The sequence below is a fragment of the bacterium genome, from assembly GCA_016703265.1.
Lineage (GTDB): Bacteria > Krumholzibacteriota > Krumholzibacteriia > LZORAL124-64-63 > LZORAL124-64-63 > CAINDZ01.
The window spans coordinates 48783-73432 of record JADJCK010000004.1; the positions used below are offsets into that span (position 1 = coordinate 48783).

The following is a 24650-nucleotide window of genomic DNA, read 5'->3' on the forward strand; positions in this document are numbered from 1 at the left end:
AGCTGAAGTCATCCGCATCCGCGGCCTGACCCGGACCTACGTGATGGGTTCCACCGAGGTCCAGGCTCTCGCAGGCATCGACCTGACCGTGACCAAGGGCGAGATGGTCGCCGTGATGGGCGCCTCGGGCTCGGGCAAGTCGACGATGATGAACATGCTCGGCTGCCTCGACAAGCCCACCGCAGGCTCTTACGAACTGGATGGCGAGCGCGTCGAGATCATGGACCGCAACCAGCTGGCCGACCTGCGCAACCGGCGCATCGGGTTCGTCTTCCAGGGCTTCAACCTGCTGGCGCGCACCAGCGCGCTGGAAAACGTCGAACTGCCGATGATGTACGACCGCCGCGCCCGCAAGCAGAGCGTGCGCGAGGCCGCCGAGAAGGCCCTTGCGCGCGTCGGCCTGGCCGACCGTGCCTCGCACCTGCCGAACGAACTCTCGGGCGGGCAGCAGCAGCGCGTGGCGATCGCCCGGGCATTGGTGACCGAACCGGCGCTGCTCCTGGCCGACGAGCCCACGGGCAATCTCGACTCCCGCACCAGCGTCGAGGTGCTGGCGCTGTTCCAGGAACTGAACGACCAGGGCCTGACCGTAGTCATGGTCACCCACGAGGACAACATCGCCCACTACGCCAAGCGCATCGTCGAGCTGCGCGACGGCCTCATCGTGCGCGACGAACCGGTCAGTCCGCGCGGCAACGCCGCCGCCGACCTCGCCGCCATCGACGCCCGCCGGAAGGTGAACGCATGAAGCCCCAGATGCTGATCCGCATCGCCCTGCGCAGCATCCGCCGCACGAAGATGCGCAGCACGCTGACCGCGCTGGGCATCATCATCGGCGTCGGCGCCGTGATCGTCATGGTGGCCATCGGGCACGGCGCCAAGTCGCGCATCGAGGCGAGCATCAAGAACCTCGGCACCAACATGGTCGTCATCACGCCGGGTGCCGCCAACACCGGCAACGTGCGCGGCGGCGCCGGCAGCTTCAACCGCCTGAAGACCGAGGATGCCGACAAGCTGAAGCGCGAAGCCGTTCACCTGGCCGACGTCTCGCCTGTCATCATGGCTTTCGGCCGCATTCGCGGCGGCAACGGCATGAACTGGCGTTGCCCCGTCTATGGCGTGGACACCTCCTACCAGGTGATCCGCGACTGGCAGATGACCGACGGCCAGTTCTTCGATGTGCGCGACGTGCGCTCGCGGCGCAAGGTCTGCGTGCTGGGCGCCACCGTTGCCAAGAACATCTTCGGCGAGGACGGCGGCTCGCCGATCGGCCAGGAAGTCATCCTGCGCGACGTGCCGTTCACCGTCATCGGCGTGCTGGCGCCCAAGGGCCAGACCGCCAGCGGCAGCGACCAGGACGACGTCATCATCGCCCCCTACACGACGGTCGAGGAACGGCTCGCCGGCCACCAGTTCATTGCGCAGATCCTCGGTTCTGCCGTGAGCGGCGGCGAGGTCGAGGCCGCCATGGTCGAGGCGAAGTCGATCATGCGCGAGAGCCACGGCCTGGGCGAATGGGAAGAAGACGACTTCCAGGTGAAGAACCAGGCCGAACTGGCCGACGCCGCCACCGGCGCTACCGAAGTCATGACGATCCTGCTCGCCGCCATCGCCGGCATCTCGCTGCTGGTGGGCGGCATCGGCATCATGAACATCATGCTGGTGTCGGTGACCGAGCGCACGCGCGAGATCGGCATCCGCATGGCCATCGGCGCCCGCCCGGCCGACGTACTGCTGCAGTTCCTGGTCGAGGCCATCGTGCTCTCGATGCTCGGCGGCCTGCTCGGCGTGGCGCTCGGCTACGGCGGCTCCTGGCTGGTCGGCCGCATCACGGGCTGGCCCACGGTCATCGACGGCGGCACCGTCGGCGTGGCGCTGGGCTTCTCGGCGGCGGTCGGCGTGTTCTTCGGCTTCTGGCCCGCGCGCAAGGCGGCGGCGCTCAACCCGATCGACGCGCTGCGGTACGAGTAGCGACTGACCTCGGTCGATAGCTCGGTCGATAGTTCGCTGTTACCGAAGCCGGGTGCGAAGGATCGTCATCCGCAAAGCTTGGCTCCCTTCAGCCAAGCCTCGCGCCCCCCATTTCGCATCAGTTGCTCGGCAACCCACGCCACATCTTCGGTTCCGATGACGAGATCGGGCGGGCTCGACCAGAAACAACTGGCGTGGAATCGCCGGTACGCCCGGCGCGCCTCCCGCACGCGGACCATGGCCCTGGCCTGCTCAGGGTCCAGACGGCGGCGGCTCTTGCGGCCGCCGCGGCGGCCGATCTCGGCCAGGTAGCGGCGCACTTCCGTGTTCATGGAATCAACATAAGCGACTTATGATCTAATCACAAGGGAATGAATGCGATAGCTGGCTTCTGGCGCGACTCGGCCGGGGCACTTGCGCCGGCGCAAGTCCCCGCCGATCCAGCCAAGGCATTGCTCCGCACCCCCTGCCCGCCTAGTCTCCCCCGATGCCGCACCACCGTCCCATCCCCGCCCTCATTCTGGCCTTATTGGCCATCCTGCTCTGGAGCACGCTGGCCGCGCTGACCGTGAAGCTGCGCGACCTGCCGCCGTTCCTCCTCGCGGGAACCTCGTTGCTGATCGGTTCGCTGGCCGGCATCCACCGGTGGCGCGCCTGGCGGGCGCCCGCGCCGGTGCTGGCGCTCGGGGTCTACGGCCTGTTCGCCTACCATGCCGCGCTGTTCACGGCGCTGCGCCTAGCGCCGGCAGTCGAGGCCAACCTGCTCAACTACCTCTGGCCGCTGCTCATCGTCGTGCTGACACCGGTGTTCTTCCGCGAGCGGCGCCTGACCGGGCGGCACGTAGTCGCGGCTCTCGCCGGCTTTCTGGGTGCGGCCCTGCTGGTGACGGGCGGCCGCGGCCAGTTGGCCTTCGACCGCGCCCATGCCGGCGGCTATGCGCTGGCCATCGCGGCAGCCGTCATCTGGTCGACCTACTCGCTCGCCTCGGCACGCCGCGGCGCCGCGCAGGCGCCGCCGGTCAGCCTCTTCGGCGCCGTGTCGGGACTGCTGGCGCTGCTGTGCCACCTGCTGTTCGAGCCGCGCGCCACCATCGGTGCAGCCGACCTGCCCTGGCTGCTGCTGCTGGGCCTGGGGCCGATGGGCGCGGCCTTCATCGTCTGGGATGCGGCGCTGCGACGCGGCGACCCGCGCACGATCGGCCTGCTGTCGTACCTGACGCCGCTGCTCTCGACCCTGCTGCTGGCGCTCACCGGCGGCGGCCGCTTGACCGGTGTTTCGCTGGCCGCCATGGTGCTGGTGGTCGGGGGCGCGCTGCTGGGCACGTGGCCTGTCGGGGTCCGGAAACGGCCGGCGGCGCCCGGCAACAGGGCCTAGTTTCCGCCGCGCGGATGGCCCGCTACGACCACACCGCTTGCGCCGGCGCAAGCGCCACCCGGCCCGCGAACGGATCGCTTGATGCGTCCAGCCGACATCGCCCGCCTGCTCGCGCTCGCCGCCATCTGGGGCGGCTCATTCGTGTTCATGCGCGTGGCGGCGCCGGCGTTCGGGCCGGTCGTCACCGCGACCCTGCGCGTGTCGCTGGCCGGCGCGCTGCTGCTGCTGTATTTCCGGGCCGTGCGCTTTGACGCGCAGTGGCGCCTGAACTGGCGTCATTACCTGCTCGTGGGCGTCGTCAACTCGGCGGTGCCGTTCACGCTGTACAGCTACGCGGCGCTGCACATCCCGGCCTCGTACTCGGTCATCCTGAACGCGACCGCGCCGTTGTTCGGCGCCGTGTTCGCCGCCGTCTGGCTCAGCGAGGCGCTGACCCTGCGCAAGGTGACCGGCCTGCTGCTGGGCGCGCTCGGCGTGGGCCTGGTCGCGAAGGTGGGCGGCGCCGACGTCGATGCGAGCTTCCTGCGCGCCGTGGTGGCCTGCCTGATTGCGGCGATGTGCTACGCCCTGACGGGCGTGTACCTCAAGCTCCGCGCGGCCCACATCAAGCCGATGGCGATGGCCGGCGCGAGCCAGGCCATGGCCGGGCTGGCGCTGCTGCCGCTGGCGCTGGCCTCGCCGCCGCCGCACACGCCAGGCGCGGCGGCCGTGCTGAGCGTCATCGCCCTGGCCGTGCTGTGCAGCGCCGTGGCCTACCTGCTCTACTACCGCCTCATGGCCGACGTGGGGCCGGCCCGCGCGCTGACCGTCACGTTCCTGATGCCGGTTTTCGGGATGGTATGGGGCGTCGTGTTCCTGGGCGAGAAGGTCACGCCCTCGATGCTGGCAGGGTGCGCGCTGGTGATTGCCGGGACATTCGTGGTGTTGCGGGCGCCGTCCGCGGTCAGGCCAACTCGCGCCGCAGCCACGCCTTCGCGTGGCTCCACTGGTCCCTGACCGTCCGCTCGGAGACCTTCAGTTCGCGCGCGATCTCGACCTCGGTCAGCCCGGCGAAGAAGCGCATCTCGACGATGCGCGCCTCCATCGCGTCGAGTTCGGACAGCTTCTCCAGCGCGCGATGCAGGTCGAGCATGTCCTGCGCGCGGCCGTCGTCGACGACCGCCGACTCGTCAAGCTCCACCAGCAGCGCGTCGCCGCCGCGCTTCTGCGCTTTCCGCTGCCGCGCGTGGTCCACCAGCACCTGGCGCATAGCCGTGGCCGACATGGCCAGGAAGTGCGTCCGCCCCTGGATGTCGAGCTTGTTCTGGCGGTCGAACTTGAGGTAGACCTCGTTGACCAGCGCCGTGGGCTGCAGCGTGTGGTTGCCGCGTTCGCGGCGCAGGCGGCTCTCGGCCAGCTTGCGCAGGTGGCCGTAGACCAGAGGCATGTACTCGGCGAGGCGGTCGCCTGTCTCGGATGGGCGATCAGTCATGATAGGGCTCTGCTCGTTCGTGGCGCCGGGGCGATGGCGGACGCGATGTTCGTGGGATCATTGAATGTCGGGTGATTATACTAGCCGGACCGGATGATCGCAATCGCCGCCCCGGGACACGGCCCGGCGGCCTCGCCCCGGGAGTGAATCTGCCGGTGATCTTCAGTATCACGCGGTCGCCGCCCCACGGGCCGGCTCAACCCTGCCGCGACTCCAGATCCTCCCACCGCGCATAGACCGTCGCCAGTTCCCCCGCCAGTTCCCCAAGCCGGGCCTGGAGCCCGGGAACCTCGCCGCCCGCCTCGCGGTAGAGGGCTGGATCGGCCAGGCGCCCGTGGAGGGCAGCCAGATCCGCCTCCATGGCCTCGATCTTCGCCGGCAGCCCCGCCAGTTCCTGGTTCTCCTTCCAGGTCAGCTTGCGCGGCTTGTCGCCGGCCGGGGCCGCTTCCGGGCGCACCGGCGCCGCAGCCTTCCGCTCCCGCCGCTCCCTTTCGGCCTCGGCCTGCTTCGCCACGCGCGACACGCGCAGCCAGTCGGCATAGCCGCCCACCGTCTCGGACACGAGGCCGTTGCCTTCGAGCGCCAGGGTGCTGGTCGTGACGTTGTCCAGGAACTCACGGTCGTGGCTGACCACCAGCAGCGTGCCGCTGAACTCCAGCACCAGCTCCTCGAGCAGGTCGAGCGTCTCCAGGTCCAGGTCGTTGGTCGGCTCGTCGAGCACCAGCAGGTTGGCCGGCTGCGTGAACAGCTTGGCCAGCAGCAGGCGGTTGCGCTCGCCTCCGGAAAGCCGCGTCAGCGGACTGCGCGCGCGATCGGGCGTGAACAGGAAGTTCTGCAGGTAGGTGATCACGTGCAGGCTGCGCCCGTTGAGCATGATGGTGTCGCCCACACCGCAGACATTCTCCTGCACCGTCTTCGTCTCGTCGAGCTGGGCGCGCTGCTGGTCCAGGTAGGCGATCTGCAGGTTCGTGCCGTGGCGCACCGTGCCGGCGGCCGGCTGCAGGCGCCCCAGCAGCAGTTGCAGCAGCGTGGTCTTGCCGGCGCCGTTCGGGCCCAGCAGGCCCACGCGATCGCCGCGCATGATCGCCGTGCTGAAGTCGCTGACGATGACCTTGTCGCCCCAGGAAAAGTCCAGGTGCTCCGCCTTCAGCACCAGCTTGCCGCTGCGTTCGGCCTCCTGCAGCTGCAGCACCGCATCGCCCAGCCGTTCGCGGCGCTCACGGCGTTCCTCGCGCATCGCCTTCAGGGCGCGCACGCGGCCTTCGTTGCGGGTGCGGCGTTCCCGCACTCCCTGGCGAATCCACACTTCCTCCTCGGCCAGCTTGCGGTCGAACTCGGCCCACTGGGCGCGCTCGGCGCGCAGGGTCTCGTCGCGGCGGCGCAGGAAGGTGTCGTAGTCGCAGGTCCAGTCGCGCAGGCGGCCGCGGTCCAGCTCGATGACGCGCCCGGCCATCCCCCGCAGGAACGCACGATCGTGCGTGACGAAGAACAGCGTGCCCTCGAACCGGCGCAGCTGCTCTTCGAGCCAGGCGATGGCGTCGATGTCCAGGTGGTTCGTCGGCTCGTCGAGCAGCAGCAGTTCGGGCTCGCCCACCAGCGCGCGCGCCAGCAGCACGCGCCGCTTGTTGCCCATCGAGAGCGCCGTGAACTCCGCCTTCCCGTCCAGGCCCGCCTGTTCGAGGATCGTCTCGACCAGGTGCTCCAGCCGCCAGCTCTCGCCGGTCGCCAGCTCGGCCCGGCCGGCCAGGCCGCCGGCCACCACCTCGCGCACGGGGCCGGACAGGTCTGCCGGCACTTCCTGCGGCAGGAAGCCGATGCCCATGCCGGAACGGCGGATGACCTCGCCCGAATCCGGTCGCATCTCCCCCGCCAGCAGGCGCAGCAGGGTGGTCTTGCCCTCGCCGTTGCGGCCGAGCAGGCAGATGCGCTCGCCCTTCTCGACGCCCAGGTCCACCTGGTCGAGCACGGGCGGTCCACCGAGGGACAGGTTGACCGATTTGAGTTCGAGCAGGGCCATGCCGGCAGGCTCCTCGCCTTGTTCGCGGATCCTCGCGACGGGCCGCAGGGGCGCCGTCGCAGCGTTTAGGTTCGCCCCTGGACCACGAGTCTGCAAGTGCGGCGTGAGGCGGCGCTTAACCCCCGCCGGCCCCGGCCGATAACACAATATCGTTATTGCGCACCTTCGCCCTGGCACGCCTGGCCCGCCTGTTCCGGAGGCACGCCATGAAACCGCCATTCGCCGATACCGTCACGCTCTGCTGGTCCGACCTCGGCGATGTCGCCGAGGGCCGCCCCCACCTCGGCGCCGAAGTGCCGGTGGTCGTGTATCGCCTCGCCCAGTATGCGCTGCGTGAGGCGATCGCCGCCAACTTCGGCGAGGAGATCGCCGGGAAGCTGCTCCGCGAAGGCGGCTGGATCGCCGGCCGCGAGTTCTGCCGCAACACGCTCGACACCTCGCTCACGCCCGCGGCCTTCATCGACCAGCTGCAGGATACGCTTGCCGAATAGCGGATCGGCATCCTTCGAGTCGAATCGCTGGATCTCGCAACCCTGACCATGACGCTGACCGTTTCCGAGGATCTCGATTGCTCGGGCCTGCCCGTGTCTGGCAAGACCGTCTGCGACTACGACGAGGGATTCATCGCCGGCATCCTGTACGAGTTCCTGCACGTCGACTTCCGCGTCGTCGAGATCGACTGCTGGGCCACCGGCGACCGCACCTGCAGGTTCTCCGTGACCCCGGTCACGGCAGGATCGTGACCGCGACCGCGAACACGCGCCTGTCGGCGCTGACGGCGCGCCTGCAGGCCCTGTCCGAAGGGCGGCCGGCGCCGGCAAACAGTGCCGTGCCGGCTGGTGGTGCCCTCGCTGATCCCGACCCCGCCCAGCTCGACGCCGCTTCGCTGCTCACGCTCGTCAGGGCCGCCGAGCGCCTTGCCGATGACGCCGAGGCCATGCGCGCCTTTTCTGCGGCCCTGGCAGGGGGAGACCTGGACTTCTCGCCCCCGCCGCGCGTCCACCTGCTCGGCCCCCTCAAGGCGCTGCAGTCCAGCCTGCGTCACCTGACCTGGCAGACGCGCGAGGTCGCCGGAGGGCATCTCGAGCATCGCGTCGACTTCCTGGGCGAGTTCTCCGTCGCCTTCAACAGCATGATCGATTCGCTGCGCGCCAAGCGGCAGGCCGAAGCCGAGGCGCTGCACGCCACGCGGCAGGCCGGCATCGGCCAGGTGGCGAACGCTTCCGCCCACGAGATCAACTCGGTCATCCAGTACATGGTCTCCAACCTGCAGTACCTGGCCGAAGTGATCCCGCTGCAACCCGCGGCGGATGACACCGCAGCCGCCGACATCCGGGCCGCGCTGGCCGAGACCCTCGAGGGGGCCGAGCGCATCGGGCTGACGGTGACGGCGCTGCGCGAGTTCTCGAACACCGAAGGCAGCGCGACGACCGACCTCAATCGCGCGGTGTCCAACACCCATCTCGTGGCGCGCCACACCTGCCAGTCGGTCGGCGCGGTCGAGCTCGACCTGCAGCCGGGGTTGCCGGTCGTCGCGGGCCGCGCGGCCGATGTGTGCCAGGTGGTCCTGCAGCTGCTCACCAACGCAGCCCGCGCCGTCGCCGGGCCGGCAAGTCCGGGGCGCGGTCGGATCGCGGTGTCCACCGGACGCTGCGGCGGGTTCGTACGCCTGCAGGTGGTCGACAACGGTTGCGGCATCCCCGCAGACTGTCGGGAGAAGGTGTTCGAGCTCTTCTTCAGCGGCTGGCCGGAAGGCACCGGCCGCGGGCTCGGCCTGCCCATCTGTCGCGACATCGTGATAAACCGCCTTGGAGGCCGCCTGCAGATCGACGATGCCCCCGGCGGCGGAACGGTCGTGACCGTCGACCTGCGCTGCGCCGGCTAAATCGCGCCCGGGCACTGGCCGTCCGGCAACCATTCCCTCATAATGTCGTACAAACCCGGACGGTGCCCACCGTCCGTTTTGCCCATTCCCCAGCGGAGGAATCCATGCGTTCGATCCTGTTCCTGGCCGCCCTGATCGGGCTGGCTGCTGGAGGCTCCATGGCCGCGACGCTCCCGGTCGAGACCTACACCCTGCCCAACGGACTGACCGTGATCCTGCACGAGGACCACTCCCAGCCGATGGTCACGATCAACACCTGGTTCGCCGTCGGCTCGAAGGACGAGTCTCCCGGGCGCACGGGCTTCGCGCACCTGTTCGAGCACCTGATGTTCATGGGTACCGAGCGGGTGCCCGACAACCAGTTCGACATGCTCATGGAGCGCGGCGGCGGCGCCAACAACGCCTCGACGAGCAATGACCGCACGAACTACTACTCGTGGGGGCCGCGCTCGCTGTTGCCGACGCTGCTGTGGCTCGACGCCGACCGGCTCGAGGGGCTCAGCCGCGCCATGACGCAGGAGAAGCTCGACCTTCAGCGCAACGTCGTGCGCAACGAGCGCCGCCAGAGCTACGAGAACCAGCCCTACGGCGCCGCCGAACTGATGGTCTCTGACGCCATGTGGCCCCAGGGCCATCCCTACCATCACCCGGTGATCGGCAGCCATGAAGACCTTGAGGCCGCCACCGTGGAGGACGTGAAGGGCTTCTTCGACACCTACTACGTGCCCGGCAACGCCTCGCTGGTCGTGGCCGGCGACTTCGACCCCGCCGAGGCGAAGAAGCTCATCGCCTCCACGTTCGGCGCCGTGCCCGTGCGGCCGCTGCCCGAACACCGCACCGCGGCGCCCGTCACGCTCGAGCGCGAGGTGCGCCGCCTGGCCACCGATCGCGTGCGCTTCCCGCGCCTCTACCTGGTCTGGCACTCGCCGGCCGCGTACCAGGACGGCGATGCCGACATGGACGTCCTGTCGTCGGTGCTCGCCGCCGGGACCACCGGTCGCCTGGTCGAGCGCCTGGTGATGAAGGACCAGCTGGCGCAGTCGGTCCAGGTCTACCAGGACAGCCGCGAACTGGGCTCCGAGTTCCACATCGAGGCCACAGCGGCTGAAGGCGCTGACCTCGAGCACATCAAGCAGGTGGTGCTGGAGGAGATCGCGCGCCTGCAGAAGGAGGGCCCCACGGCCGCCGAGCTGGCCCGCGTCAAGGCCGCGACCGAGTCGGGTTACCTGCGCATGAAGGAGAACCTCGACCGTCGCGCCGACCTCCTCAACGCGTATCGCGCCGCCTACGGCGAGGCGAACAGCTTCGACCGCGACCTGGCGCGCCGCCTGGCGCCGACGTCCGAATCGGTGCAGAAGTGGGCGCGCGAGGTGCTCGGCGAAGGTCGCCTCGACCTGCGCGTGCTGCCGCTCGCAGCCGAGGCGACCACTGCCAGCCTCGACCAGCGGCCCGGCAACCTGCCCGAAATCCCGGCCGAACCGGCGGTGCCGGTGAAGCTCACGCTGAAGAACGGGCAGCCCCTGTACGTGGTGAGCAAGCCGGGCAGCGGCCTGTTCTCGGGACATGTCATCATCGACGGTGGCGAGCGGATGCTCGACGCCGGACAAGCCGGGCTGGCTTCATTGAGCGCCACGCTGGTCACGCGCGGTGCCGGCAAGCTCGACGCCACGGCCTATGCCGATGCGGTGACGACGCTGGGCGCCCGCATCCAGGCGACGAGCGGCACCAACTCGGTGACGCTGGGCGTGTCGGGGCTCACCTCGCGCCTTGATGCCACGCTGGCGCTCATGGCCGACGCGCTCCTGCGCCCGACCCTCGGCGCCGCGGACTTCGACCGCGAGAAGGAACTCGCCCTGGCCGGCATCCGCGCCCGCACGGAGAATGCGGGTCGTGTGGCGCAGGCCGTTGGTCGTGCGGCGCTGTACGGCGCCGGCGACCCGCGCGGCCGCCCCTCCGAAGGCCACGAGACCACGGTGGCGAAGTTGACGCGCGAGGACGTGGTGCAGTGGACGCCGAAGCTGTTCGCCCCCGCGCGCGCCACGCTGGTGTTTGCCGGCGACTTCACGCCCGAGCAGATCAAGGCCGCACTCGATCGCGCGCTCGGCGCCTGGAAGGGCGGCGAGGCGACGGTGGTCGCGGCGCCGGCGCCTCTCACCGCGCCGAAGCCCGGCCTGCTGCTGGTCGACCGCCCGGGCGCCCCGCAGACGGTGATCTCGATCTGGCGTCCGGTCACGGCTCCCGACGGTGCCGACCGCGTGAAGCGCCAGTGCATCAACACGCTGTTCGGAGCCTCGTTCACCAGCCGGCTCAACCAGAACATCCGCGAGAAGAACGGCTTCTCGTACGGTGCGCGCTCTGGCTTCGCCGAGGATGCCGGCCAGTGGGTGCTGACCTCCGGCTCTTCGGTGCAGACAAAGGTCACCGGCCCGGCGCTGACCGAGTTCAAACACGAGTTCGAGGGACTGGCCACCGGCAACGTCACCGCCGACGAGCTCGAGAAGGCCGTGCGCACCGTGCGCTTCGAGCTGGAGACGTCTGGCGACACGACGGCCGCGTCGGCGGAAGTGGTGGCCAACCTTGTGCGCAACGGCCGTCCCTCCGACGCCGTGCGCCAGGACCTGGCCCAGGTGCCCGGCATCGACCTCGCCGCGGCGAACGCGCTGGCGCGGTCGGGCCTCTACCGCTGGGACGACCTGCTGGTGGTGCTGGTCGGCGACAAGGCCGAGGTGCTGCCGCAGCTGGCGGCGGCCGGGTTCCCGGTGCCGAAGATTGTCGATGCTGACGGGCAGCCGCTGCCCTAGGCGGGGCGATTCAGGCGGACACGACGCGAACGGCCGGCTCCCGCGCGGGGCCGGCCGTTTCGCATCATCGAAGAGCGCGTCTCCAACAGTCCGCTCAATGCGTTCCCGACACCACCGACTCCAGCGACTGCACGATCTCCTGCAGCGTCGCCGCCTGCGAACTGAGCTGCTGCCCGGCCGCCGAGAGATCCTCGGAACTGCTCGCGTTCCTCTGCGTGACCGTATCGAGCTGCTCCATGGCGTTGCCGATCTGGCCGATGCCGTCCGCCTGCAGGCTCGACGCACGCGTGACCTCGCCCAGGATGCCGGCCAGGCTGTCGATGGCGGCCGTCATGCCGCCGAGGATCGCGGCGAACTCGGTGCTCGCCCGAACGCCCGCGTCGGCATGGCCGCGCGACTGGTCGATCAGTCCGTTCGTGTTGCGCGCCGCCTCGGCGCTCCGCTGCGCCAGATTGCGCACCTCCTCGGCCACGACGGCGAAGCCCTTGCCCGCCTCGCCGGCGCGCGCCGCCTCCACCGCGGCATTCAGGGCCAGCAGGTTGGTCTGGAACGCGATCTCGTCGATCACCTTGATGATGCGCGCGGTTTCGTCGGACGACTGCTTGATGGCGGCAATCGCGTCGCGCATGCCCGACATCGCCTCATTGCCGCGCGCTGCCGAGACGCTTGCCGCTGCCGCCAGTTCGTCGGCCTGCCGCGTGCTGTCGGCGTTGTGCCGCGTCGTGGCGGCGATCTGTTGCACCGAAGCCGACGTTTCCTGCAGCGATGCCGCCTGTTCGGTGGTGCTCTCGGCCACGGCGCCGCTGGCGTCGGCAATGTCGCTGGCGCTGGCGAACACGTTGGCGGCGCCCTCGCGCAGGCCCGCGATGGCCAGGTTGATCGGCCGCGAGATGGAGCGCGCCAGCAGCCACGACAGCGTGACACTGATCGCGATCAGCACCCCGGCGACGCCGAAGACGAGGAACAGCGCCCGGTTGGCCTCTGCGGCGACATCATCCAGGTACATGCCCGAGCCGACGATCCAGCCCCACTCCGGCACCAGCTTCACGTAGCTGCTCTTGGGCACCGGGTCATCGTGCTTCGGCTTGGCCCAGCGGTAGTTCACGTAGCCGGCGCCTTCGGTCCGGCAGACGGCGGCCATGTCCCGGAACAGGAAGGTGCCGTCCGGGTCCTTGTACTCGCGCAGGTCCTTGCCGTCCAGCTCGGGCTTCATCGGGTGCATGACCATGGCGGGCACGGTGTCGTTCACCCAGAAGTAGTTGTCGCCGTCGTAGCGCAGGCAGCGAAGCGCTGTGAGAGCGCGCGCCTTCGCCTCCTCCTCGCTCATCTCGCCGCGCTTCGCGGCTTCGACGTGGAAGGCAACGGCGCTGGTCGCCGACTCCACCAGCTGGCGCAGGGCCACCCGCTTCGAATCGTAGATCGACGAGCGCAGCTGGGGATACAGCCAGCCCAGCAGCGCCGTGAAGCAGACGACAATGCCGATGCCCAGCGTCAGGATGCGTCGCGAAAGGGACAGGCGGTCCAGCATGAGGTCAGCCCTCCTCGGGTCCGGCAGCGGGAATCGGCGATGGTCACATTCCGTAGGGCGGAAGGGACGGGTCCGGACGGGCCCCTAATCACCACTACAGAAGTTCGGTATCCATAGGCGGGGCTTTAGGAGAATACCGTCCTTCGGAGGTGCCCGCGACGGGGATCCCGTCAGCGTTGAGGGCCAACGTCATGCCGCCGCGCCCATTCTTGAATAATGAAAACGAGAATTCTTTAAGGCACACAGAGGATCTGCCGATGCCATGTCCGGTGAGAACGCACACGGAACCGCGCGGAGATGGGCGGTTCAGGTTCTGCCACGCCGGCGACCCCGGGTTCCGGGCGAGATCGCCCGCACCGCCGCTGCCAAGGGAGCAGATGATGAAGAACTGGACGATCGGGAAGCGCATTTTCGCCGGATTCGGCGCTGTGCTCGCCATCATGGCCATGCTGGGCACGTTCACGACGGTGCGCCTGCTGGCGGTCCGCCACGATGCGCGCGACATCGCCGCCAACCTGCCCATGCTGCGGCATGTGTCGACTCTCGCGATGGGTGCGCGCGACAACATGACGATCATCTATCGCCACATCGGCGCGCCGACCCTTGCGGAGAAGAAGCAGCTCGAGGAAGACATGAAGGCGGCCCGCGCCACCAACAGCACGGCCCTCGAGGAGTTCACGAAGCTCGCGACCGAGGACGAGGTCAAGGCACTGCTGGCCGAACTCAACGCGGCCCGCGAAGTGTACGGCAAGAAGCGTTCGGAACTTCTCGAAGCCAGCCGTGCAGCGACGACGCCCGAGGAGTCCGCTGTCGTCCTGGGGCGCGCCAGGGACGAGCTGCAGCCGCTGGTGGTGCGGTACGCCAATTCCATCAACGCCATCTGGGAGCGTGAAGAGGCTGAATCCCTCGAGTCGGCGAACACCATCGCGGCGGCCAGTTCGCGCACCACGCTGCTGACGATCATCGCGGTCGCCATCGCGCTGGCAGCGGGCGCTCTTCTCTCGTTCGGCCTCGTGCGCGGCATCACGTCGGTGCTGCGCCGCGTCAGCCAGGAGCTCGGCGACGGCTCGCGTCAGGTCGTGGCGGCCGCCACGCAGGTGGCGAGCGCCGCACAGTCACTGGCCCAGGGCGCCAGCGAGCAGGCGGCGGCCATCGAGCAGACCAGCGCCTCGATCGAGCAGATGTCCAGCGTGACGCTGCACAACGCCGACAACGCCGACAAGGTGAACCAGCTGGCGCGCCAGGCCCGCGACGCGGCCGAGAAGGGCGCCGGCGACATGACGCACATGTCGGAGGCCATGGTCGCCATCCAGTCGGGCAGCGACGACATCGCGCGCATCATCAAGACCATCGACGAGATCGCCTTCCAGACCAACATCCTGGCGCTGAACGCCGCGGTCGAAGCGGCCCGCGCCGGCGAGGCCGGGCGCGGCTTCGCGGTCGTGGCCGAGGAAGTGCGCGGCCTGGCGCACCGCAGTGCGCAGGCGGCCCGCGAATCGACCACGCGCATCAGCGACGCCGTCAGTCGCACCCACCAGGGCGTCGCCATCAGCGGCCAGGTCGGTGCCGCGTTGAACGAGATCGTGGCCCACGTGCGGCATGTGGACGAACTGGCCGCCTCGGTGGCCAGCGCTTCGCGCGAGCAGAGCCAGGGCATCTCGCAGGTGAACCTTGCGGTGGGCCAGATGGACAAGGTCACGCAGTCGAACGCCGCCGGCGCCGAGGAGAGCGCGAGCGCCGCCGAGGAACTGAACGCGCAGGCCGAGGCCATGCGCGTGACGGTGCTGGAGCTGGAGCGTCTGGCGGGATGCGGCGGCAACGCGACGACGCCGGCCGCGGCGCCCAAGAAGCGCACGGCTGTGCGGCCGGCAGCGGCAGCGGCGGCGCCCCGCAGGACGACGGCACCGGCCCCGGCGCGCGCCAAGGCGCCGGCCCCGCGGGCGGCCGCCCGCACGCCGCAGCGCGTGCCCGACCAGGTGCTGGTGCCGAGCGACGCCGAGTGGGACGACAAGTCGATGGATGACTGGAACGACCTGTAGGCCGCGAGGGCACGGTAACCGGCGCGGACGGAAGCGGAATCGGCCCGGGGCTCAGCCTCGGGCCTGTTCCTTTCGGAATGGGCTCAGGGCAATGTCAGGACAATGCCGCCGACGGTATTCGCCCCACTGATCTCGATGACCCCGGCCGCCGCCCAGTCGTCGGTTCCCGGATACCAATACTCGATCAAGCCCGGTTCCGTCTGCGTGTCGCCGGAGAAGTCGTAGGCGCGCAAGCCGATCTTGTACCGACCGTCTTCGAGTCCGGCCAGCGAGAAACCGCTCGCCGGCCCGAGATACTGGCTGTAGAGAACGGTCAGTGAGTCCTCGCTCGTGACCCTGACGCTGGACAAGCTCCAGTTGGACCCGATTGGGCCTATCGTGCCGCTGATGACACCGCCCCGCTCGAGCACGAGGTCGAGAACCAGCGTCCCGCCGTTTGCGGGGATCGTGACCAGGGACGCGGCCTCGGGTGTCGCCGCGCGGTCAAACCACTGGTTTCGCCAGGTGCGATTGCTGGAATTGCCGGAGATCCGCGCCAGGTACTGGCCCGGCTGCGCACAGGCCATCCCGTACAGCCCCTGCGGCTGGAAGTAGAGCGACTGCACCAGGACCCGGCTGGTCGGATCCCACAGTTCCAGCCGGGCCGAACCCGCACCGGATTCGTGCATCTCCAGGGTGGTGCGAACGAGCACGCCCGAGATCGCATCATGGACGCCGGACGTCGTCACGCCCGCCTCGAGGTCGAAGACGGTCGCATCTTCCCGGCGCGGGCCGCCTACCCAATGCCGGGCCGATCCATGGACGATCGCCAGACGCACCGGTACCGGGCGCAGGAACGGCAACTCGAAACGGCCGTCCTCGTGAATCACGCACGGACCCGCGACCATGACGTTGTCCATGTCGTAGGCTTCCAGCGAGGGTGCGCTGATCCCCATGGCAAGCCAGGCACCGCTGATGGTGCCGGTCAGCCGGGCCGGGGCTTCCCAGAAGTCCGCCACCGTCGTCAGGGAGTCGACGCCTACGTGGTAGATGTCACCGTCGTCCACGTCACGTTCGCCGGGCAGCCAGAACGACTCGCCGCGTTCGGACCAGCCGCGTTGCACCCGGACCTGAATCCGGTAATTGCCCGGGACGATGGCTCCGAGTGTCAGCGCCAGGCGGCCATCGACGATGGTCGCTTCCTCCATGGGTCCCCACCAGCCATGCTCCGGGCCCTCGTCCACCCGGTACAGATCAGCTTGAACCTGCCAGCCGTCAATATCCGAAAGCCCGTCCTCGACGAGTTGCAGGGCGCCCAGCCTGAAGTTGATCTCGCGCGGCGAATCCCCGGATCGCAGGCTCAAGGTGTCGGCCAGAACCCAGGAAAGGGCGACACCGCCGTCAGCCGTCGCGTAACAGAGCATTCCCCCGACCTGTGCCGAGATGACATAGTCGCCGGCCGGCACCTCGAGGCGATAGCGGCCGGTAGCGTCGGCGTCCAAAGCAAGGGTCACATCGGGCCCATCGGTCCGCCGGAACTGGATGAAGGGAACAGCGCCCGTTGGCGAGGGCGAGATCAGCTGACCCTGGACGACGCATGTGCCCGTCGCCGGTGCCAGCGAGGCCTGGTCTTCATCACAGCCGCCGGCGAGCAGCAGCATGACCGCCGCGAACACCGCCAGGAGCGGTCGCCGCCGGCGAGACGGATTGATCATGGGAACCACCCCCCGTCATCCGTTTCCGGCACGGTCCAGACCAGGTTCCCGATCGTGTCGGAGTCGGCCACGGTGAGCAGGATCGCCTGCGAGAAATCGCCTGTTCCCGGATACCACCAGTTGTCGCCGGAAAAGGACGCCCGCAGGTAGTAGCTGCCGTCGGGCAGGCCATCCACCGAGAACGCGCCTGTCGTCGCGTGGCCCGAAGAGCCGCAGATGTCCTGACCCGCCTGGTCCTGCACGAAGATGGAGCCGATATAGCCGGCATCGCCGTCTTCCTCGACCAACGTGCCGACAAGGGCTCCGCCGGGACGCAGGACGAGGTTCACGTCGGTGAAGGCGCCATTCACCACGGTGAGCGGCATGGCTTCGGACTCGGTGGCCGCATCGTCATACCATTGCGGCAACCAAGGATCGGCAGAGCAGAACCCGGAGATGTACAGACGGTAGGTGCCGGCCTCCAGGTTGGAGATCTGGGATGGCCGCCATTGGTCGGTCGCGAACCATCGCCGACGTCCGTCGGGATGGACCAGCAGGAAATCGACTCGATCGTCTACGAGCAGACCGGGCCCGACGGTGCTGATGCGCAGCCCGCCCTCCGACAACTCCAGGCCCGTCACGTGGTCGCCCGGTTGCACATTGTAGACTGTCGCGCCCTGGAACGACGTGCCCCCGAACCACTGCTCCACGCCGTTGCAGCGTGCGCTGAATCGCAATTGTTCGGCTGCAAACAGGTCGATCCGGAACGATCCATCCGGTTCGCAGTCGACCTCGGAGCGGGTGGCACCGAAGGGCGTCACGGCGCGGACCCGCATGGCCTGTCTGCCGAGTTGCCAGCTTCCCGAAACGTTGCCGGAAACAGTGATATGACCAGGGCGCAGGTCGACGGAGTACGACACGCTGTCGGAAGCGACGTGCAGCGAATCCGCATCGGCGGCATTGACCGTGCCCGGCAGGAAGACCGCGTCGCGCCCACTGCGCGCGTACAGGATCATGCCGTACGTGGCCGGCGGCAGCAGCCGGAACTCGAACGTCGCTTCTCCGTCGACGACTTCAACGTATCGATACGCATCGCAATAGGGGCTGGCGATCTGAAGTCGCGCTTCTTCACCGTCGAACGCCGGGGGCAGGGTGACGGACACGCGTGCGCGACCGCGTACGAAGTCCTTGCGCCGCACCGCGCGGCCGACGGAAACCGTATCGAGATCGCTCTCGACCGAGCCGCTATTGCCCAATCGCAACGATGCCCTGTAGATGCCGATCGGCAGTTCCAGGCGGTACCAACCGCTCGAATCCGCATCGATATCCGCGAAGACTTCGATCCCGCCGACCAGGTTTCGCAACATCAGCCTGGCCGGGACGGGCACCCCCGCCTCGCTCACGCGTCCTTCGAGAACTCCGACTTCCGCGAGTGGTGTCGGATCCGGCATCTCGCTCACGCAGGCGCCCATGGCGACCACGATCGCGACCAGGACAACAACCAGCGTCGGCAGCAGGGCCCGATTCGAGCGGCAATGATCTGGGCTTCGGGACATCAGGAACTCTCAGGCAAACGTGCGGGGGTTCAGGATCCCCACGATTGTCGCCCACGACGGCAATCGAGTCAACCGCTGCGCCTTTCGCCCGCGCACGTCGATCAACGCAAGCCCAACCGCGTCGCCAGGTTGTGCAGGTTCCCCCGCTGCAGCCCCAGTTCGCGCGCGGCCGCCGAACTGGGCGGGAGCGCCGCGGCCCGGGGCTGATCGCCCGCCTGCGGACGGCCGCAAACAGGAAGGCGCCGCACCCCGGCGGGAGCGGCGCCTTCGTTCGTTCGTGGTCGTCAGCGGGAGCCGGCGCCCACGGTCTCCTCGTAGCGGAAGCGCCCCACCGAAACGCGCAACGCCTCGCCGAGACGCGACAGCTCGGTCGCACTCGCGTCGACCTGGCGGCCGGCGCTGTCGATCTCGCCGAGGCCCGTGTTCACGCGCGCGATCCCGTCGGCGATGGTCTCCGACCCGGAGGCGATCTCCGACATGTGCGCGTTCGAGCTGGACACGCCGCCGTTGGCCGCCGCGATGCTCGACGCCACCTCGCGGGTCACGGCCGTCTGTTCCTCGATGGCCGCGGCGATCGTGCCCGTGAACTCGCTCATCTGGGCAATGATGCCGGTGATGGCGTTGATGTCGGTCGCCGCGCTGCTCGTCGACTTCTGCACGGCCGCAATGCGCCGCTGGATGTCGTCGGCCGCCACCGTGGTCTGGCGCGCCAGTTCCTTGATCTCGCTGGCGACCACCGCGAAGCCGCGCCCGGCGTCGCCGGCGTGGGCCGCCTCGATGGTCGCGTTGAGCGCCAGCAGGTTGGTCTGCGAGGAGATGTGGGAGATCGTCTCGGTCACGTTGCCGATCTCCTTGGCGGCCCGCTCCAGCTCGTCCATGGTCCGGCTGATCTCGATGGCCTGGCGCGAAGCGTCCTCGCTGACGGCGCGCGCCCGCTCGGAACTGTTGGCGATGCTCCCGACGGTCTCGCTCAGTTCGCCCGTGGCGGCGGCGACAGTGTGCAGGTTGGCGGTCGCCTGCTGCATGTTCGCGGCCACGTCCTGGGCACCGGCGCTGAAGTTGCCGGCGGTCTCGCTCATGGTGCCGGCAAGCTCGTTCATCTCGTGCACGCCGTTCGACATGCTGCCGGCCACCGCCGACAGCTCGGTCGAGGCCGAAGCGACGGTCTGGATCCCGCCCGTGATCTCGGCGATGACACCGCGGAACGAGCGCCCCATGGCATTCAAGGCGCGGATCAGGCGCCCGACCTCGTCCTCGGGGCCCTCCGGCAGCGTGCCGGTCAGGTCGCCGCGCGCCATCGCGGCCGCGAACTCCACGGCTCCACCCAGGCGCCGGGTGATGGTGACAGCGATCCGGTTCACCATGAAGGCCAGGAAGGCGAGGGCGGCGGCAGCGAAGGCAGCCACCACGGCCAGCCAGCCGGCCCGCGCGCGCAGCAGCGCCGCCACATTCTTCTCGTCGGTCGCCAGCTGGCTGTTCGCCAGCTTCACGACTTCATCGATGGCCGTGCGGTGCTGGCGGAACAGCGGGTCGAGCTGCCCGTGCAGGACGGCGCGGGCACGGGCGCGATCGCCGCGCGAGGCGGCCGGCACCAGGTCGCGGTCGACGATCACGAAGAACTGTTGAGCCGGCGTGTAGGAGTCCTCGAGCAGCAGCGTCCGCACTCGCCCACTGATGTCGGAGTCTTCCCAGTACTTGTGCCGATCGCCGTGCTCCTGGCGCAGGGTGCGCATCCGGCCCGCCAGCTCCGTCGCCACTGCCGGCGAATCCGCGTCGGCCATCTGGTAGGCCACCAGGTAGGCTTCGACGATGTACTCGGGGGGCGGCAGCACATCGGCGATCAGGTCCTTGCCTTCGACGATCCGGGCATAGGCCGGGCCGTTGACCTTGGTGGCCCCGATCGTGTTCCAGGACAGGATGGCGAAGACGACGAATGCCAGCGCGGAAACTCCCACGCCGAGCAGCAGCTTGAGGCGGAGACTCATCGGGAACTGACCTCTGGGCCGAGGGACGTTCAAGGGCGGCGACAACACGGACGGGGGCCATGCGATCGCTGCTCCGGTTGTCCGAATTGATCGGGCCCGGTCAGGCGAACTTGAGAAAGCAAAGCGAATCGCGGCCGTTCCGGCGACACCGGCCGTTTGGAGCCCTTTGGCGCCCGTCTCAGCCCCTGGAGGGCCCGCCCAGCGCGTCGGCGACCACCCCGGCCAGATGCTCGATCGTGATGGGCTTCTGCACCCAGGCGACCGCCCCAAGGTCGAGCAGCCCCACGCCGCGCGCGCCCAGTGGATATCCGCTCATCGCGACCACCCGCACGGCGGGCGCCAGTTCGCGCAGGTGCCGGCAGAGCGCCTCCCCGTCCAGGTCGGGCATCACCACATCGGTGAGCACCAGGTCGAAGCGGCCTTCCTCGCGCGCGAACAGGTCGAGGGCCTGGCGACCCGAACCCGCCGCCGTCACTCGATAGCCCAGGTGGCGCAACATTGCCGTGATCGCGTCGCTCACCGACGGTTCGTCCTCGACCACGAGCACCGCTTGACCCGCCCCGCGCACGATGGCCGGCTTCTCCGGGACTGTCGCCGCACGCACGGCGTCCGTCCGCGGCAGCAGGAGCGTGAACGTGGTGCCGCCACCGACCTCCGAGTGCACCTGGAAGTGGCCGCCGTGCTGTGCGGCGATGCCGGCCGCCTGGGACAGGCCGAGCCCCGTGCCGTCGCCGATCGCCTTCGTGGTGAAGAAAGGCTCGAAGATGAGCGGCAGCGTCTCGACCGCGATGCCGGTGCCCGTGTCGGCGACATCCAGCCGCAGCCACGACCCGGCCAGCGACTGGCCGCAGTGGGCGCACTTGCCTGCGGTGGCGTCGATCGTGTCGCGGCGCAGCGCCAGCTTCAACGTGCCGCCGTCCGGCATCGCATCGCGCGCGTTGATGGCGAGGTTGGTGATCAGCTGCTGCAGCTGCGCGGGCTCGGCCTCCATCAGGTACGAGCCCGGCTCGACCTGCAGATCCATGCGGATGTTCTCCGGCAGCATCGCCCGCAGGAAACCCACGGTGTCGCGCACGCAGTGATCGAGATCCACCGGCTGCACGCGACGCATCGTCTTCTGGCTGAAGTCGAGGATCTGGCGCACGAGATGCGCCGCGCGACGGCTCGAGTCGGAGATGCGCCGCAGGTTCTCCTGCGACGACACCGGTGTTTCGGGCGCTGTCTGCAGCAACTCGGTGAAGCCCAAGATGCTGCAGAGGATGTTGTTGAAGTCGTGCGCGATGCCGGCCGCAAGCTGGCCGACAGCGGCCAGCCGCTCCTGCTGCACCGCTTCCTTCTCCAGGCGCTTGCGCCGCGTGATGTCCTGGTGGACGCCCGCCGCACGCAGGGGCCGTCCCTCGGCATCGCGCACCAGGACCTTGCCCGTGTCCAGGATCCAGACCCAGCCGCCGGAAGCATGCCTCATGCGGAACTCGGCGCGGTAGATCGGCGTCCGGCCCTCCAGGTGTTCCTTCAGGACGGCATTGATCCCGGGCATGTCGTCCGGATGCACGCGCTCGGACCAGGCCGCCAGGGTGCCGGGAATCTCGGTGATCTCGTGACCCAGCATCGCGGCCCAGCGCGTGTCGAAGACCACGACGTCGGTGGCCAGGTCCCAGTCCCACACGCCCAGCTCGGCACCCGTCAGCGCCAGGTCCAGGCGCTCCTCGCTCTCGCGCAGGTCGGTCTCGGTGCGTCGCCAGTCGGTGATGTCGATGAAATAGCCGCTGATCGTGGCGCCGCCGCCCACGGTGCCACCACGCGCCACAAGATTGGCCAGGACCCACACCACGCTCCCGTCGCGATGCCGGAAGCGGCAGGTGGCCTGCGCGAAGCGGCCGCTCCGTTCCTGCGCACCGGTGGCCACCGAGGCCAGCAGCCGATCCAGGTCGTGCTCGTGCACCACCCGGGAGAGCATCAGGGAGCCGTCCAGGAACGCCGACGCCTCATGGCCAAGCACCTGGGCGACATTGGCCGAGATCTGCACGACCGGCCAGCCCGGCTCGTCGCGGCACTGGAAGACCACGACCGGTCCGTCGCGATAGACGTCACTTTCCTGCTGGAGCCGGTCGTGGGCGCGCTGCAGTTCATCGACCACCTGCTGGCGCCGCGCTGCCTGCAACCGGATGATGCGATTGCCGACCGCAATGCCGCCGAGCCCGATCACCCACAGGGGCCCGAGCATCCACAGCGCCCGGAGGTGGCCGCGGCGCTCGGCACTGTACAGGGGCTCGAGCGGCACGCTGATGCCCACGCCGCCGCGAATGCTCCCCTCGAAGCCGGCCTGCTCGGCGTGACAATTGATGCACTCGGCCCGCGTCACCATCGGCCGCATCAGGCGAAGCGTCGGACTCCCTTCGCTCTTGGTGAACTCCGCGACCTCTTCGCCGCCTTCGGCAAGCTTCAACAGGGCGCTGCGCTCCCAGCTGTCGGGGGCGTTCCCGGAGTGCGCGGGCTCCAGGCTCGTGATGCGCCCCGTCACGCCGTGCATGTCGGGTTGCAAGGCGGATGGACGGCTGCCGTGGATGACCGGGTTCATCAGTGTCAGGTGCGGATCGTTGGCGGCATGGGCACGTGCGATGGCCAACGCGGCAAGGTGTGTCTCGTCACGAACGTCGCGGGCGCGCAGCACAAGCGCCACAGCCATGAACAGCGTCCAGGCCAGCGCGAGCAGCCAGGCCAGTCGCCGCAGGCGTCGGGCCGAGGGCAGGAGGGACTGGGTCTTTGCAGCGAACACGAGCGGCACCGGCTTCCTTCACGGAACAGGGTTCCGCGGGGCATATCCCACATGGTGGCGCGCATCATGCCGGACGTCGGCGCGCATGAAAAGACCGAAACGATATCCCGGCGACGGCAGCAGCAATGCCGACAACCGAGATCCCGCTTGCGACAAGGGGGCCCGTTCGGCCATATTCCGCACAGTTGTCAACGTGGCTTGCCACCGGCAAACCGGAACTCCATGGGGAATTGTGATGAAGACGTGGCGTATGGTTTTCTGTATGGCGTTCTGCGCCGGCCTGGTGTCGCTGAGCGCGCCGGCGCAGGCCATCGACAAGGGCACGGCCGAGCTCGGCCTCTTCGGTCGCGTGTCGTTCTTCGACCCGGCGCTGGATATCGCGGACTGGGGCGGCTTCGGTGCGCGTGCCGGCTACTTCGTCGCCAACAATCTGGCCCTCGAAGCCGACATGTCGTTCACGAGCACCGACGGCATCATCACCGAGGGCCTGCGCCAGGATGTGCAGGTCATGCCCTTCCACGCGCGCCTGAACTGGCACCGCCCGTACGGCGAGCGCACGCATCTCATGGTCGGCGCCGGCTATGTGCACACCGAGTACGGCGATGACGCCAACGCCTCCGGCGACGGCGCCGGCCTGCTGCTCGGCTTCCGCTACCAGACGCTGGAGAAACTGTCGTTCCGCTTCGAGGCGACGGCCGACTGGTACAGCGACACCGACTTCACCGCCAAGGAAGACCACGTCGACTACGGCGTGCAGTTCGGCTTCAGCGGCCTGTTCGGCGGCGGCCCCGGCGACGGGGACAAGGACGGCGTCACCGACGACCTCGACCGCTGCCCGGAAACGCCCCGCGGCGAGGCCGTCGATGCGAACGGTTGCCCGCTGCCCAAGGACAGCGACGGCGACGGCGTCATGGACGACGCCGACAAGTGCCCGGACTCGGCACAGGGCGAGAAGGTCGACGCGAACGGTTGCCCGCTGCCCAAGGACAGCGATGGCGACGGCGTGCTCGACAACGCCGACAAGTGCCCGAACACCCCGCGCGGCGAGAAGGTCGACCGGAACGGCTGCCCGCTGCCCAAGGACAGCGACGGCGACGGCGTCATCGACGACAACGACAAGTGCCCGGGCACGCCGGCCGGCACCAAGGTCGACAAGAATGGCTGCCCGCAGCTGTTCGAGGAGTCGAAGGCCACGCTGGTGCTCGAAGGCGTGAACTTCGAGACGGCCAAGGCCGAACTGACCCCGGGCGCCCGCGAAGTGCTCGACCGCGTTGCGGTGAGCCTGGCCGCCTATCCCGAGATCCGCGTCGAGGTGGCCGGCCACACCGACAACAAGGGCTCGCGCGCCTATAACGTGCGCCTGTCGCAGAAGCGCGCCGAGGCGGTACGCGACTACCTGGCCGGCAAGGGCATCGCTGCCGACCGCATGGTTGCCAAGGGGTACGGCCCGGACAAGCCGCTGGGCACGAACGACACCGAAGAGGGTCGTGCGCAGAACCGGTGTACGGAGCTGAGCAAGCTCTAGGGACGGCGCGCCCCTGGGCGCCGATCCATGGCGATTGAAAAAGCGGGC

At 69.1% G+C, this 24650-nt stretch carries 16 protein-coding genes and 1 pseudogene; 9 read left to right on the forward strand and 8 right to left on the reverse strand.

All coding sequences use genetic code 11. From position 1 onward, the window contains the following. Positions 1 to 43 precede the first annotated feature (43 nt). On the forward strand, positions 44 to 748 hold the full coding sequence (locus IPG61_07445; protein MBK6733914.1) for an ABC transporter ATP-binding protein: 705 nt from the start codon (positions 44 to 46) through the stop codon (positions 746 to 748). Next, positions 745 to 1971, forward strand: a complete 1227-nt coding sequence (locus IPG61_07450; GenBank protein MBK6733915.1) for an ABC transporter permease — start codon at positions 745 to 747, stop codon at positions 1969 to 1971. The genes IPG61_07445 and IPG61_07450 overlap by 4 nt, the downstream gene beginning before the upstream one ends. Before the next feature lie 65 nt (positions 1972 to 2036). Here IPG61_07450 and IPG61_07455 read toward each other — a convergent pair whose 3' ends face one another. Further along, positions 2037 to 2303 (reverse strand): hypothetical protein, encoded by a 267-nt coding sequence (locus IPG61_07455; protein MBK6733916.1) that lies wholly within the window; start codon positions 2301 to 2303, stop codon positions 2037 to 2039. A 155-nt stretch (positions 2304 to 2458) separates the two neighbouring features. Between IPG61_07455 and IPG61_07460 the strand changes: the two genes are divergently transcribed. After that, positions 2459 to 3346, forward strand: a complete 888-nt coding sequence (locus tag IPG61_07460; GenBank protein MBK6733917.1) for a DMT family transporter — start codon at positions 2459 to 2461, stop codon at positions 3344 to 3346. A gap of 81 nt (positions 3347 to 3427) precedes the next feature. After that, the gene (locus IPG61_07465) at positions 3428 to 4342 is read left to right on the forward strand and encodes a DMT family transporter (GenBank protein MBK6733918.1); all 915 of its coding nucleotides are present in this window, start codon (positions 3428 to 3430) and stop codon (positions 4340 to 4342) included. Here IPG61_07465 and IPG61_07470 read toward each other — a convergent pair. Together IPG61_07470 and IPG61_07475 are read right to left on the reverse strand one after the other, a co-directional pair. Further along, positions 4290 to 4817 (reverse strand): sigma-70 family RNA polymerase sigma factor, encoded by a 528-nt coding sequence (locus IPG61_07470; protein MBK6733919.1) that lies wholly within the window; start codon positions 4815 to 4817, stop codon positions 4290 to 4292. The genes IPG61_07465 and IPG61_07470 overlap by 53 nt on opposite strands. A gap of 196 nt (positions 4818 to 5013) precedes the next feature. Then, entirely contained in the window at positions 5014 to 6834 is a 1821-nt protein-coding gene (locus IPG61_07475; protein MBK6733920.1) for an ATP-binding cassette domain-containing protein, read from the reverse strand. Between the two features lie 206 nt (positions 6835 to 7040). Here IPG61_07475 and IPG61_07480 point away from each other — a divergent pair. From IPG61_07480 to IPG61_07490, 3 genes and pseudogenes are all read left to right on the forward strand, one after another. Beyond that, positions 7041 to 7577: pseudogene (locus tag IPG61_07480) on the forward strand (4-vinyl reductase). Next, positions 7574 to 8719, forward strand: a complete 1146-nt coding sequence (locus IPG61_07485; protein MBK6733921.1) for a HAMP domain-containing histidine kinase — start codon at positions 7574 to 7576, stop codon at positions 8717 to 8719. Before IPG61_07480 ends, IPG61_07485 begins: the two are co-directional and overlap by 4 nt. A gap of 104 nt (positions 8720 to 8823) precedes the next feature. Then, positions 8824 to 11520, forward strand: coding sequence for an insulinase family protein (locus tag IPG61_07490; protein MBK6733922.1), 2697 nt, complete (start codon positions 8824 to 8826; stop codon positions 11518 to 11520). A 94-nt stretch (positions 11521 to 11614) separates the two neighbouring features. Here IPG61_07490 and IPG61_07495 read toward each other — a convergent pair whose 3' ends face one another. After that, positions 11615 to 13048 (reverse strand): cache domain-containing protein, encoded by a 1434-nt coding sequence (locus IPG61_07495; protein ID MBK6733923.1) that lies wholly within the window; start codon positions 13046 to 13048, stop codon positions 11615 to 11617. Positions 13049 to 13758: 710 nt separating this feature from the next. On the opposite strand from IPG61_07495, the gene IPG61_07500 reads away from it, so the two are divergent. Next, complete coding sequence (locus tag IPG61_07500; GenBank protein ID MBK6733924.1) at positions 13759 to 15087, forward strand: chemotaxis protein; 1329 nt, start codon at positions 13759 to 13761, stop codon at positions 15085 to 15087. Positions 15088 to 15170: 83 nt separating this feature from the next. Here IPG61_07500 and IPG61_07505 read toward each other — a convergent pair whose 3' ends face one another. From IPG61_07505 to IPG61_07520, 4 genes are all read right to left on the reverse strand, one after another. Then, on the reverse strand, positions 15171 to 16781 hold the full coding sequence (locus tag IPG61_07505) for a hypothetical protein (protein MBK6733925.1): 1611 nt from the start codon (positions 16779 to 16781) through the stop codon (positions 15171 to 15173). Beyond that, positions 16778 to 18316 carry a hypothetical protein gene (locus IPG61_07510; GenBank protein MBK6733926.1) on the reverse strand — a complete coding sequence of 513 codons (1539 nt, stop codon included), beginning with the start codon at positions 18314 to 18316 and terminating at the stop codon, positions 16778 to 16780. Before IPG61_07510 ends, IPG61_07505 begins: the two co-directional genes overlap by 4 nt. Positions 18317 to 18600: 284 nt before the next feature. Then, positions 18601 to 20301: a methyl-accepting chemotaxis protein gene (locus IPG61_07515; GenBank protein MBK6733927.1), complete on the reverse strand. Its 1701-nt coding sequence runs from the start codon at positions 20299 to 20301 to the stop codon at positions 18601 to 18603. 178 nt (positions 20302 to 20479) lie between these two features. Next, positions 20480 to 23086 carry a PAS domain-containing protein gene (locus tag IPG61_07520; protein ID MBK6733928.1) on the reverse strand — a complete coding sequence of 869 codons (2607 nt, stop codon included), beginning with the start codon at positions 23084 to 23086 and terminating at the stop codon, positions 20480 to 20482. Between the two features lie 241 nt (positions 23087 to 23327). Here IPG61_07520 and IPG61_07525 point away from each other — a divergent pair, with 241 nt between their 5' ends. After that, a complete protein-coding gene (locus IPG61_07525) occupies positions 23328 to 24602 on the forward strand; it encodes an OmpA family protein (GenBank protein ID MBK6733929.1) in 1275 nt (424 codons plus the stop codon). Positions 24603 to 24650 lie beyond the last annotated feature (48 nt).